11 protein-coding genes are annotated in these 13,426 nt (G+C 56.7%); 2 read left to right on the top strand and 9 right to left on the bottom strand.

All coding sequences use genetic code 11. From position 1 onward, the window contains the following. Positions 1–123: 123 nt before the first annotated feature. The 5 genes from ACF8AM_RS01920 to ahcY form a co-directional block, all read right to left on the bottom strand. Entirely contained in the window at positions 124–1,458 is a 1,335-nt protein-coding gene (locus ACF8AM_RS01920) for a beta-ketoacyl-[acyl-carrier-protein] synthase family protein (protein WP_392554013.1), read from the bottom strand. A gap of 255 nt (positions 1,459–1,713) precedes the next feature. Beyond that, positions 1,714–3,051, bottom strand: coding sequence for a hypothetical protein (locus tag ACF8AM_RS01915; RefSeq protein ID WP_392554012.1), 1,338 nt, complete (start codon positions 3,049–3,051; stop codon positions 1,714–1,716). Positions 3,052–3,209: 158 nt separating this feature from the next. Next, complete coding sequence (locus ACF8AM_RS01910; RefSeq protein WP_392554011.1) at positions 3,210–3,551, bottom strand: hypothetical protein; 342 nt, start codon at positions 3,549–3,551, stop codon at positions 3,210–3,212. Then, positions 3,548–3,901, bottom strand: a complete 354-nt coding sequence (locus tag ACF8AM_RS01905) for a 4a-hydroxytetrahydrobiopterin dehydratase (protein ID WP_392554010.1) — start codon at positions 3,899–3,901, stop codon at positions 3,548–3,550. The genes ACF8AM_RS01910 and ACF8AM_RS01905 overlap by 4 nt, the downstream gene beginning before the upstream one ends. 404 nt (positions 3,902–4,305) lie before the next feature. Beyond that, a complete protein-coding gene (gene ahcY, locus ACF8AM_RS01900; RefSeq protein ID WP_392554009.1) occupies positions 4,306–5,652 on the bottom strand; it encodes an adenosylhomocysteinase in 1,347 nt (448 codons plus the stop codon). A gap of 384 nt (positions 5,653–6,036) precedes the next feature. On the opposite strand from ahcY, the gene ACF8AM_RS01895 reads away from it, so the two are divergent. Next, a complete protein-coding gene (locus ACF8AM_RS01895) occupies positions 6,037–8,553 on the top strand; it encodes a PSD1 and planctomycete cytochrome C domain-containing protein (RefSeq protein ID WP_392554015.1) in 2,517 nt (838 codons plus the stop codon). On the opposite strand, the gene ACF8AM_RS01890 is transcribed toward ACF8AM_RS01895, so the two are convergent. From ACF8AM_RS01890 to ACF8AM_RS01875, 4 genes are all read right to left on the bottom strand, one after another. After that, the gene (locus ACF8AM_RS01890; protein WP_392554008.1) at positions 8,550–9,410 is read right to left on the bottom strand and encodes an alpha/beta hydrolase family protein; all 861 of its coding nucleotides are present in this window, start codon (positions 9,408–9,410) and stop codon (positions 8,550–8,552) included. The two genes, ACF8AM_RS01895 and ACF8AM_RS01890, sit on opposite strands and share 4 nt — an antisense overlap. Then, complete coding sequence (gene floA, locus ACF8AM_RS01885; protein ID WP_392554007.1) at positions 9,407–10,444, bottom strand: flotillin-like protein FloA; 1,038 nt, start codon at positions 10,442–10,444, stop codon at positions 9,407–9,409. The genes ACF8AM_RS01890 and floA overlap by 4 nt, the downstream gene beginning before the upstream one ends. Positions 10,445–10,575: 131 nt before the next feature. Further along, entirely contained in the window at positions 10,576–11,349 is a 774-nt protein-coding gene (locus ACF8AM_RS01880) for a HisA/HisF-related TIM barrel protein (RefSeq protein WP_392554006.1), read from the bottom strand. Between the two features lie 50 nt (positions 11,350–11,399). Then, the gene (locus ACF8AM_RS01875) at positions 11,400–11,990 is read right to left on the bottom strand and encodes a DUF2617 family protein (protein ID WP_392554014.1); all 591 of its coding nucleotides are present in this window, start codon (positions 11,988–11,990) and stop codon (positions 11,400–11,402) included. A gap of 258 nt (positions 11,991–12,248) precedes the next feature. Here ACF8AM_RS01875 and ACF8AM_RS01870 point away from each other — a divergent pair, with 258 nt between their 5' ends. Then, the gene (locus ACF8AM_RS01870) at positions 12,249–12,827 is read left to right on the top strand and encodes an anthranilate synthase component II (protein ID WP_392554005.1); all 579 of its coding nucleotides are present in this window, start codon (positions 12,249–12,251) and stop codon (positions 12,825–12,827) included. Positions 12,828–13,426 lie beyond the last annotated feature (599 nt).

Below are 13,426 nucleotides of genomic sequence, written 5' to 3'. Positions count from 1 at the left end.
AGCACGAGCACGAGCACGAGCACGAGCACGAGCACGAGCACGAGCACGAGCACGAGCACGAGCACGAGCACGAGCACGAGCACGAGCTAGAAGCTAGAAGCTAGAAGCTAGAAGCTAGAAGCTTTAGCGCGGCTTTGCGATCCAGACGGCGGAGGTTTGGCCTTGGGGGGTGATGTTGAGGTTGATGAAATTATCCCCGGCGGGCCGGTCGCTGGTGGTGACCGCGTCGATCAGGCAGTTTGAATCGAGGTCGCTTAAGTTGCGGATCGGGAACAGTTCACTGCCAAGACTTTGCAGGCTGGCGATCATCTCAACCATGCCGCTGCCTGCGCCGATGTTGCCGACATGACCTTTGGCGGTCGTCACCGGTGGCTGATCCTCAGGCAGCCCAAACACGTCGGCGATTGCCGCGGCCTCACAAGCATCGGTGTTCACATCCGAAAGACCATGCGCGTGGATGTGCCCCACGTCGACTTTGCCTTCCGCAGGAGCAAACCCGTTTTGGCGACCGGCTTGGATGACACCGCGAAGAACGTTGGCGAATCCTTTTCGCATTGGTTGGTCACCTGCGGCAGGCCCCACGGCGCTGGAGCTGCACGCGATGACTTCACCGTAGATGGTCGCGCCGCGTTTCTCGGCGTGCTCCAACGATTCGCAGAGGAAGGCGCCGGCGCCTTCGCCAACGACACTGCCGTCACGACTGGCGTCAAACGGCCGCGACATGAGGCTGGGGTCTTCCGTGTCGGCGGCAAGTGTTTCTTGCATCGAAGCGTGAAGCGTTCGCAGTGTGTGAACGCGAGATCCGGTGGCACCGACCACCAACGCGTCCGCGTGACCGCGGGAAATGGTTGAGACGGCTTCGGACAGAGCCGCGCCTGCCGACGCTTCGCGAAGCGTGATCGAGTTGTTGGGCCCGCGAAGGTCGTTGTAGATCGCGATGTGCGACGCAGGCATGTTGGGCAGGTACTTCAGCAACCACAGCGGGTTGACTTTGGGCAGCCCCAACTCGCCCCACTTGGTGAAGTCGAATTCGCCATCGGTCGTGCAGGCCGCGATTCCCTCGGCGTATTCCTCGGGCAATGACATGATGTAGTCACAACCGTAAACGACACCGGTGCGATCACGGTGGAAGTCATCGGGATTGTGACCTCCATGATGCAGTGCCAGTTGGGCTGCCGCGACGCCCATTTCGATTTCGCGGCACATGACTTTGCTGCCTTTGCGAATGGTTCGTTGCAGCGATTTTTCTAACGGCCCATAATCGCTGATATGACCAGTGAATTCGCTGGCTTCAGCGCCATTGGTGATCGGCAACGCGTCGGTTGGGATCTGGGTGAACGGTGCGATCCCGCTTTTGCCTTCTCGCAATCCGCTGAGAAGGTCATCAGGAGTGTTACCGAGCGGACTGATCACGCCGATGCCGGTGATCACGACGCGTTGGGCGGAGGTAGCTGGCATGGACGATGGCTAACTGAATTGGTTCGTACCCAGTCACGTCTGACCGGATGAAAACGAAACAGGAAAGGTGGACTTGGAGGGCCGGCGAAGATAGCAAATCCGCCCGCGAAGCGGGAGCCGGACTGGGACGGGGAACGCAAGAACCCACTGCGGACCCACAAAATGCAGGAAACAGTGGGCTGACCAGAGCGTGGTCACCCCGGCTGAGGGGGGCTGGTCCGCAAAGGAGACCGAAAGCAACGCACGGGGCGTGGATCAATAACGCCCGCGATTGGGGGCGGAAACACGCGATCCGATCTGAGGAACCAGTGGTGTCGTCGTCAAGTTATCCGAGGCACGACCGCGAAATTCGACGAACATCAGTGCATCGGCTCGCCCAGCGGTGGTCCCGGTGATCGAGCTGAGGTTGAACAACGGCACGGTTGACTGCGGACGCTCGGGGCTGGCCACCACGCCACAGGAAAGCAGCAGCACCATGTCCGACGGCCAACGAAACCGCTCGTGCAAACGCCAACTGACCAATTGCGGGACGTCGATTTTGGTGCGGTGGACTTGGGTGTTTGGAAGCGGCAGGTCGAGCTCGACGGGCACGAATTTGTCGACTTGATCGATATTTGCGTTGATGACGCAGTCCAGTGTCCGGCCGTCGACGCTCAGCAGCGGGCTGACTTCGATTTGGAATCCTTCTTGGATCTCGCCGGTTTCAGGCTCGTACGGTGGCCAGTGAGCGGGCGATGGTTTGACGTTCAAAACGTAGTTGCGACCACGCGTGCTGGCTAATTTTTCGGTTTGACCATTGTTCGTGATTAGGTCGACTGCTTGAATTTCCCGGACGTCGGTTCGTGAACGAAGCATGTTCATCACCAATGCGGCATTCTCTTTCGTCAGCAACCAAGCCTGCAAGCCTGGCGACTGGACATTCACGTGCTGCATCAGCATGTGAGCGTTGCTGCGCCAGTTGGGGTTGCCAACTGTCATCAACCGCAAATTCATGACTTGGGGTTCTTTGTCACCCGCCACAAAACGCTCGACGATTCCGCCAATGACTTGGTGCATTTCGTTGGTGTGGTAGACCTTCAGTTGGTCCCGGTCGGCACTCATGAACCCAAACGGTTCGGTGTGCCAAACGTCGGTGCCAGTTTCGCGAACGATCCAGTCCACGATGGCTTGGTGGGGTCGGTCGTGCTTGGTCAGGTAACCGGTGTATGGGCTGATGTCGTAAACCCGATGTTCTTGTCCGGCTTCGCGAGGCAATTGACCGCCACTGGACAATTGCCCGGCCGAACCACCGCCGCCAGCAGGCAACGCGTTTCGGTTTGCAGTTGTTTGAGGCGATGATTGCAAGCTGGGAGGCGTGTTGGCTGCCGTCGGGCCAGCCGCTCGTGGAGTGAAGCCCTGAGGAGCGCCGGGTGCCTCCGAAGTCGACGGTCCGCGAGCCACGGAGCTGGCCGGAAGAGCGAAACCGCCCTGTGCGAGCACGTTCTCGCACATCGTGGCGGAACCAACTGCGATCACGCAGGCGGAGGCAAGTCCGCGAAAAATTCGCGAGCGAACGTAGAATGGGAGAATTCCCCGAAGGTTTGCTTGGGCCATGGCGGGTCGCAATTGAAAAGACGGGCATTGGTCGTGAGCGGCTCATCAGACCGCTTGCGAACATGCCTATACTGCACCGGCGACTTTCGCATCAAGTCCGAAAGAAGTGCGTGCCAGGCAGCAAACCGTCCTGTGTCACCGGATCGGTGACACCAAAATCAGCCCTCAAACACGGCTTCTTTGATGTTCTGGACGAGGGCTTGGCGAGTCAGCGAGATCGCACGAATCGATTCCACATCGACGCCCAGTTGATGCCCAAGCTTGATCGCCAAATCGACATCGCGAACCCCGTGGTATTGATTCACGACGCGGCGTCCTGATTCCGGATCCGGGACCGAGATCGTTTGGTCTCGAAAGCGGTAGCTGGTTTCAAACGCATCCGCCAATTCATCGATCCACGATTGTGGGACGCGACGAAGTTCGCAGTGCGCGACGCTCCACAGATCATCACCGTTGCATTCATCCAGCAACGCCAGAGCACGGTCGTGAGAGACCATCATGAAAGCACCTGGTCGATGCGAGCTGCCATCACGAAGTCGTTTTCACTCAGCCCGCCGATGGCATGCGTGGTCAAGACAACGCGAAGGTGTCGATACCCGGTCAAATGCAGGTCCGGGTGGTGTTGCTCGGCCTCCGCCAATTCCGCAATCGCATTGAGGTGCCGAACCGCGGTTTGAAAATCACCCGTGTTCAGTTCCCGAACCATCTGATTGCCCTCCTCCTGCAGCGACCAATGCGGCAAATCGGCCAAGTACCGCTGAGTGGTTTCGGTAGAAAGACGCTCCACGCCGCCTTCACAAGGAACGCAGTGGCGTTGTGTCCAATCCGGTGATGCTGTGGATTCATTCATGCGGAAAATTTTACCGGTTCGGCAATCCGTTTCGAAGGTACAAAAGCGGTGGGGGGCGGCACAAAATTTTTGAAGTTGCGCTTTTGCGTGAGGCATTGGTTTTTTCATAACCCGACGCGTCAGCGAGGCGAAGTCAACATCGTTTTTCCCTCGCTGACGCTTCGGGTTATGAGAAACAATTCCCTCGCTGATGCATTCGGGTTGTGAGAAACAGTTCCCTTGCTGACGCTTCGGGTTGTGAGAAACCATTCCCTCGCTGACGCATTCGCGTTGTGAAAAATGGCCCATCGCCTTGGCGATCCGAAATGCAGCGCAAACGCCCCACTTGAACAACAAAAACAGCCGGCTGGGAAACTTCCCAACCGGCTGTTTTTCAATGCATTTGAGCGACGAAACTTCGTGGCTTAGTAGCGGTAGTGGCTAGGCTTGTACGGCCCTTCCACTGGCACGCCGATGTAGTCAGCTTGCTCTTGCGTCAGCTTGGTCAACTTCACGCCGATCGCCTCCAAGTGCAGACGGGCAACTTCTTCGTCCAACTCTTTGGGCAACAAGTAAACCTGGACGCCGTACTTGTCGTTGTCGCGGTTTTGGTACAGCTCCATTTGGGCCAAAACTTGGTTGGTGAACGAGCTGCTCATGACAAAGCTGGGGTGCCCGGTCGCGCATCCCAAGTTCACCAAACGTCCCTTGGCCAGGATGATGATGCTTCGTCCCGTGTCCTTGAACGTGAACCGATCCACGGCACCGATGTCCGATGGTTTGATTTCGCTCAGGGTCGCTTTGCCATCAGCGACTTGCTGTTCCGCCCAGGCGATATCAATTTCGGTATCGAAGTGACCGATGTTACACAGGATTGCATCGTTGGGCATTTGCTTCATGTGCTCGCCCAAGATGATGTCCTTGTTGCCCGTCGTGGTGACGAACAATCGGCCTTCTTTGCAGGCTTCTTCCATCGTGGTGACTTCGAAGCCTTCCATCGCAGCTTGCAAAGCGTTGATGGGGTCGATTTCGGTGACCAAAACACGGCAGCCGTAGCTCTTCAAACTGTGAGCACAGCCTTTTCCAACGTCGCCGTAGCCACAAACCACAGCCACCTTGCCAGCCAGCATCACGTCGGTCGCACGTTTGACACCGTCCGCCAAAGATTCGCGACAACCGTACAGGTTGTCGAACTTGCTCTTGGTTGCCGAGTCGTTGACGTTGATCGAAGGCACACGCAACTTGCCGGATTTGTTCAACACTTCCAATCGGTGAACACCGGCGGTGGTTTCTTCGCTGATCCCGTAGATATTGTCCAACAATTCTGGGAAACGATCGTGAACCATGGCGGTCAAGTCACCACCATCGTCCAAAATCATGTTGAGTTTCTCACCCGATGGGAAATCCAAGGTTTGCTCGATGCACCAATCGAATTCTTCTTCCGTCATGCCCTTCCAGGCATAAACGGGGATCCCAGCCGCAGCGATGGCCGCCGCCGCGTGATCTTGCGTGCTGAAGATATTGCAACTGCTCCAAGTCACCTCGGCGCCCAGTTCCACCAAAGTCTCAATCAAAACCGCGGTTTGGATGGTCATGTGCAAGCAACCAGCGATACGAGCCCCTTTCAAAGGCTTGTCCGCACCATACTTGCTGCGAAGTGCCATCAGACCTGGCATTTCGTTTTCAGCCAGTTCGATTTCTTTGCGGCCGTAATCGGCCAACGAAATGTCTTTGACCTTGTAAGGCAACTTCGTCGTTTCAGCTTGTGACACTGCTTCTATCTCTCAATCGTGGTGTAGGAACCAGCACTTCGAAAACAGCCCTAAAACGACGGGCGTCAGAGGGGTTGGGGACCGATCACAGGGACTCCCGCTGGTCCACAATCCGCCGCACGCAACGTCGTCACGCATGGGCTGACTGGAGAAACGTCCAGTTAGCTGGTTCAGAAAGCGCGCAAAGTATAAGCGAACCAGTTTTTTTGCCATCCCCAAATGAGCGTTCGAATTCAGATCTTTCGTTTCGCAAATGATCGCGGATAGGCTATACTGACCCACGACCGACGCGAAAAACTCTAAGAAATAGCGTCACCGTCAAATTTCCCGCCTATCTCGCCCTTCCGAGAGTCACGCATGAACGCAATCTGCGGTCCCGCCCTCATGCTCGCCAAATCAATGACCACTCCACATCGCCTGCCACAAACGGTCGCCCCCACCCTCAAGATGTTTGGGTTGGCAGTGGGTTGCTCGTTTCTTCTCAGCTCCGACGTCCGAGCGGAAGTGGACTACGGCAAGGAAATCAAGCCTTTGCTGGCGAAACGATGCTACTCTTGCCACGGCCCTGACCAAGCCGAAAGCGGTCTGGGCCTGCACCAAGCCGAAACGTCCCTGGTCGAAGGCGACTCCGGAGAACGCCTGATCGTGCCGGGTGATCCCGAATCCAGTCACTTGCTGGAACGAATCGTTGCCAACGATGACTACGATCTGATGCCACCCGAAGGCGAACCGCTCAGCGAGACCGAGGTTGAGCTGATCCGGCGTTGGATCCAAGAAGGTGCGACGTTCACAAAACACTGGGCGTACGAACCGGTCCAAGACGCGTCCCCGCCGAACATGTCCGAAGCGATCCAGAATCTCCGTGACCAGGCAGCCTCCACTGACCAGACGCCCCCAATCGATTCAGTTGTCTCGGACTGGCAAGCCGGCAACCATCCGGTCGACGCTTTCCTGCTGGACTCGCTGCTCGCCGCCGGCCTGACGCCAAACGGCCCCGCAGATCGCCAAACGTTGATTCGACGCGTGACGCTCGACCTCACCGGCTTGCCACCGACCCCGCAAGAGGTCGCTGAATTCGTCAACAATTCCGATCCAAACGCGTATGAAAAACTAGTGGATCGATTGCTTCAGTCCCCTCACTACGGTGAACGTTGGGGACGCCATTGGTTGGACCTGGTTCGCTACGCCGAGACCAACTCGTTTGAACGAGACAACCCGAAACCCAACGCCTGGAAATATCGCGATTACGTCATCCGGTCATTCAACGAAGACAAACCCTATGACCAATTCGTCAAAGAACAACTCGCGGGCGACCTGCTGGACAATGTCACCACGGAATCGCTGACCGCAACCGGTTATTACCGATTGGGAATCTGGGATGACGAACCCGCCGATCCCTTGCAAGCTCGCTACGACGAACTCGACGACCTGATCACGGTCACAGGGCAAACCTTCCTGGGTTTGACGATCAACTGCGCTCGATGTCACGATCACAAAATCGATCCGATCCCACAGACCGATTACTACGGCATGCTGGCTTTCTTTGCCGACATCAGCCGCTACGGAACTCGGGGCGATCAAGTCAGCAACAACCAGATCGACGTCTCGGCTCCTGGCCTGAATGAAGCCTACGCAGAACTCGACGACCAGCGACGCAAACTCGAAGAGGAAGCAACGCAAATCGAACAAGACGGCATCACCAAGATGTCGGCTCCCGATCAACGCGCCACAGAAGGCCCCAAGCGTCAACGCGAACGCATTCTGAAAAAGAAGCTTCGCCCACTGCTGACAAAAGAACAACGCAAACGCTACGACGAGATCAAATCCGAACTCAGCCTGATCGCGAAAAAACGCGACGAACTGCCTGATCGTCAACAAGTGCTGGGCTTGGGCAAACTGCGTCCGATCGAAGAGACCTTTGTCTTGTTCCGAGGCAACCCGCACTCCCCAGCCGATTCGGTGACCCCACGGTTCCCGGAAATCTTCCAGGAGTCGCCCCGTGAAATGACTCCCGAGGAGCGGCGACGAGTGTTCGCCGAATGGGTTACCAGTCCTGACAATCGACTCTCCTCGCGAGTGATGGCCAACCGAATTTGGCAACACCACTTCGGACGTGGCATCGTCCGTTCGCCCAATAACTTCGGCGGACTCGGTGTCCCACCAACGCACCCAGAGTTACTGGACTACTTGGCCAACCGACTGGTCGATGGTAGCTGGAAAATCAAAGACATGCACCGTTTGATCTGCACCAGCCAGGCATACCAAATGTCATCGGAGATCAAAGAAGCATCCCAGGCAATCGACCCAGCCAACGATCTGTTCTGGAAGTTCGATTCACGACGCCTGAGCGCTGAAGAGGTCCGCGACTCAATCTTGGCCGTCAACGAATCCCTCAATCGCGATCACTACGGCCCAAGCTTTTACCCCAACCTCTCCGCCGAAGTGATGGCAGGCCAGTCTCGCCCCGGCCAAGGTTGGGGCAATTCCACCGAAGCCGAACGCAACCGACGCAGTGTCTACATCCACGTCAAACGTTCGCTACTGACCCCGCTGCTATCAGCATTCGACTTCCCTGAACCCGACACGACATGCGAAGCCCGGTTTGCCACGCTGCAACCTGGTCAAGCGATGTCATTGCTGAACAGTGACTTCATCCACGAAGAAGCCGACAAACTGGCTCGATCCGTCCGCTCGAAACTGCCTGGCGAACCAAGCCCGCAAACGTTTGTCGCGGCGGTGATCGAACAAGTCCTGATGCGTCCCGCACTCGAAGTAGAGATCCAAGAAGGCGTCGAACTGATCAACGAACTGGTTTCCCAGTACCAAATCAGTCCCGAGCGGGCGAACGCGTTGTACGCCTTGAGCGTGCTGAATTGGAACGAGTTCGTATTCGTGTTCTAGCGATAGCGGCTTAAGAAAGCGGCCGCTGTATCAGCGACCCAGATGGCATCACCGGGGTGTCGGATCAACAAGTGATCGGCCCCCGAAAGAGTCACCACACTGCAACGGGATTGCTCGTCCTCGCCGCCAACCAGACTGGCAATTCGCAGCGCATGGTCGTAACCAACGGTTTCGTCCGTGGGCGAATGAAACACCATGACCTGGGCCTGAACCTTCGGGAACTGATCCGCGATCTGATGCGAGCGAAAATCCTCCAGCATCTCCCGGCGAATGCTCCATCGACGCCCGCCAATTTCAACCTCGCCGATCCCTTGTTCCTGAATCGTTGGATCCATTCGGTCCAGCAAATTCGCCAGATGCACCGTGTCGCTGGGAGCAGCAATCGCAACCACTGCCTGCAAACTGGCCGGTCGCGATGTTTCATCCGATGCAATCGCGAGCGATGCCGCACCACCGAAACTGTGGCCAATCAATCCGGTCACAGCCCCCACTTCTGATCCTGCAAACTGAATCGCAGACCGCAGATCGGCTTGGTTCGATGTGAAGTGCGTGCGAGAGAAATCACCATCGCTGCCTCCCAGCCCCGTCATGTCGTAGCGCAAAACCGCCACGCCGAGTTCCGCCAACCGCCGCGAAATTCGGGCGATCGCTTTCAAGTCTTTACTGCATGTGAAGCAGTGACTGAACACGGCGACGGGAACATCGGCGAGCGTTTCCTTGGTCACCGGATCGCGGGGCCGGTCGACGATCCCGGCCAACTCAAAACCGTTGCCGCCGGGAAATCGAACACGATAGGAATGACGCTCAAACGGTCCGTCCACCGGTTCGCCGATGGTGGCTCCTGTTCCTGCACTCACGCCGAACCATCCATGGGAGTTCCGTTGGAAACGTTTCCAATCCGGCCCGCCTTGAAAGCTTCTGCCATGGCCCGTGGAACTTCCGCTTCGGCCAAAACGAGCCGCGAACGGTTCTCGGAGACACGAGCTTTCATCAACTGTTCCGCCGCAATCGCCTCTGCCCGACGCCGTTCGGCTTGGGCGCGAGCAACACGCGTGTCCGCTTCTGCTTGGTCGCTTTGCAAACGAGCCCCAATGTTTTCTCCGACATCGATGTCTGCGATATCAATGGAGACAATCTCAAAGGCGGTCTGAGCGTCGAGGCCGCGTGACAAAACCACTCGGGTGATCATGTCTGGGTTTTCCAACACCTTGAAATGCGTGTCCGCTGATCCGATTGAGCTGATGATGGCTTCACCCACGCGAGCGATCACGGTGTCTTCGGTCGCACCGCCAATCAATTGTTCGATATTGGTTCGCACCGTGACACGAGTTCGCACACGCAGTTCGACACCGTTCTTGGTGATCGCACTCAACGTCGTTTTGCCACTGCGTTTTGGATCGGGGCAATCAATGACTTTGGGATAAACGCTGGTTTGAACCGCGTCCAAAACATCGCGTCCCGCCAAATCAATCGCCGCCGCCTGATCAAACTCCAAAGGAATCTGAGCCCGGTGGGCCGCGATGATGGCATGAATCACGTTCATCACATTGCCGCCCGCCAAGTAGTGGGCTTCCAAGCGATGCGTGCTGATTCCGTCGCGGCGACCAATGTTCAACCCGGCCTGAGCGGCCATCACTTTGGCCTGCACAATCACGTTGGGATTGACCTTGGTGAAGTGCATCCGGATCAAATTCAAAAGCTGCACATCGGCGTCCGACATGAACGCCTGGAACCACAACTTGCCATATCGCAAGAAGAAGAACGCCAGCACGGCGACGAAAAACAACGCCAGGAAAACGCCAACGAGCAGCAACAAGGAACTGGATTCCAGCCCGCCGCCCCGGTTCTGCGCCAATAAGTTCCAATCGTGAATCGGATCAATCATCGCCATGTTGTTTTCACTTGTGAGTCAAATCAAAAACCCGCTGTTCTGCTCAATCGTCGGCACCAGCAGGTCGCCTCAATGATAACAGTTTGCCAGCGACCTAGCGAAGCCGCTGCGGATGGCGAATCCCTAGGAATTCACGAAGTCTTTGCCACTGCGTCCATCACCGAGCGTGGCTGCAAAGCGGATGCAACCAAAACTCGAGAATATCCCTGGTTCACGAGCTTCTGGACGTCTTCTGGATGTCGAATTCCGCCGCCAGTGATCCAATCCAGATTCTGAAACTGATCCACCAACTGCAAAAACACCTCGCTTCTTCGCGGCCCCGACTCACTGCCGACCGACGCCACATCCAGCAAAATCGCCTCACGAATGCCTCGCTCGCAGGCGGCCTGTGCCCATTTCCCAACCGTTTCGGGGCCAACAAATTGCCCGTCGCGAAAATCCAGGCTGAGCGTCAACTGGCACGCGGGAATCCATTCCAACAGTCGATCCAGCACGCCAATCGAGTCCGCTGATTCACTCGCCACAATCCAACGAACGTCCGATTCCGATGAGATCGCTGACAGGATTCCCGTCACCCATTCGCGATCCGCTCGTGAAACCGATCCACGCCAACCGCAATCGATCCACAACGTTTCACCATCGCGAAGCTCTTTCGCGAGGGTGGACAAAGCGTCGTCCTGCCGACCTCGATTCATCAACCCATCCAAGTCCGCGACATAAAACTGGCGGACACCGATTGATCGATACCAATCCATCAAAGCGTTGCCGCGGGGTGGCAACTCCGCGACCGGTTGATACCGGCTTCGTTCTCCCGCGATCCCACGGACGGCGACGCCGTTCATCAAATCCACCACACCGACCAACCGATCCAACGCTGGCTTCCATCGTTGATGAAGCCAATGCATCCGAAATTGCTGGTGAGCCGGGATCGGGTGGAGCCCTTTCGGGTCGGCGTTCAAGTCGACGTCGTGCCCGGTTCTGGCAACGTGAACAACGATTCCACTTTGACGATCGCGTAATCATCCGGGAACGTGTGAATCGCTTGGATCAACATCGAACGTCGACGCGTTTCGATGTTGACGTAACTGATTGCTCCCAACGCCATCCGGCCGCTCGAATCGAACCGATGCAGCAAACCTTCGGTGGGCCCTGTTCCCAATTGCTGGCCGACCATCCAAAACATTTTCGGATCCACCGTTTCCAACTGGAAATGGGATCGATACGACAAACCAGATCGGCAAGTGGCTTCTTCGGTTCGGCTGCCTTTGAGTGATTGTCGAATCAAACAACGTCGCGATGGCAAGGGTTGATGCACGCCAGTGGCGACTTCGCAAAGTGTTGTCGCAGCGGCATCCGCCGTGGGAGCCGAATTGAACGTGACGACGTGACCGCAGTTGGTCACCTCGATTTTGGCATCGTACCCATCGCGTTCAATTTTTCGCGTTTGATGCACCAGAATCAATTCGGGGTGCAGCGATCGGCTGAACAAATGAAACGCAAGCTCAGCAACTTTGGGGCGAACCGAAAGCACGATGAAGAGTCCAATGAAGAGTTCGTATCTGTCTCGTCGCGAACAAGGCTTCGCGTCGCGGTCAGTGACTCATTATACGCTGGGTGACTGAACCTTCTAAAGAGCGTTTACGTCTTGACTCGCCAAGAATATCCTTTCCTTTTGAATGTCACGAATTCGTCTTGACATCCGGATCCCCCACGATTTGACGTTTCGACAGAATTCGCTCCGCCACCTATCCTGCAGTCTTCCCTTGCTGCCCCCCTCGGACGCTGCCCCCTCGGATTTGCCGCCATGATCTTGGTCATCGATAACTACGACTCATTCACCTACAACCTGGTTCAACGGATGGGCGAGATCGATCCCTCGGCGGACATTCGCGTGCATCGCAACGATGACCTCTCCCCGGACGAAATCGAAGCCCTCTCCCCGGAGCGACTGCTGATCTCACCGGGCCCCTGCACTCCGACCGAAGCCGGTGTCAGCGTCGAATGCGTCCGGCGTTTCGCTGGCAAGTTTCCGATTCTCGGTGTTTGCTTGGGTCATCAATCGATCGGGGAAGCCTTTGGGGCGACCATCATCCGAGCCCCGGAATTGATGCACGGGAAAACAGACGGCATTCACCATGACGACAATGGCTTGTTTGCAGGCCTGACCAATCCGTTCACCGCCACTCGCTACCACTCGTTGGTGATCGATCCCAACACGGTTCCCGATGATCTCGTGGTTGGGGCCTGGACCGACACGGGCGGCAATCGGCAGATCATGGGGGTCCGCCACCAACAACACAAACTGGAGGGCTGGCAGTTCCACCCGGAAAGTTTCCTAACGGAACCGGGAATTGAATTGATCCGCCGTTTCTTGGCGTGGTGAGCCAACCGAAAAGAAAACCTTTCTCCACTCTGAAAGCATGCCGATTTGTCGCCCGCTTTTCGTAGGGTCTCAACGCAATGCACCTCTCCCGAAACGAAGTTTAGAGAGAGGTCGAGCGACGCCGTTCAGGCGTACGTTTTGAAGTGGCGATTTTGCGTGAGGCATTGTTTTTTTCATAACCCGACGCGTCAGCGAGGCGAAGTCAACATCTTTTTTTCCTCGCTGATGCTTCGGGTTTCGAGAAAATTGCAACTTCAAAACGCGTCAGCGAGGCGAAGTAAACATCTTTTTTCCCTCGCTGACGCTTCGGGTTATGAGAAAGCTGACGCTTCGGGTTATGAGAAAGCTGATGCTTCGGGTTTTGAGCAAAACGCAACTTCAAAAGGCGTACGCGTGGGTGAGGGGCTGGTGGGTGAGGGACTGGCATGGGGAGCGTGCGGATTGCTCACCCCCGGAAATCTCGCTGAACGGTCGCTTCCCGCCCCCTCGGGCTGCGGCAGGCGGGGGTCTCAAGGCAGTGCATGCACAGCAGTTAATAACGGCACGCCCCATTCCGCAGCGGTTACCCGGCTGAGAGTGTCTTGTCGGTAACTTGTCTC

Source organism: Rhodopirellula sp. JB055, assembly GCF_043100905.1.
GTDB lineage: Bacteria > Planctomycetota > Planctomycetia > Pirellulales > Pirellulaceae > Rhodopirellula.
This window is presented reverse-complemented; position numbering and strand designations above follow the sequence as displayed.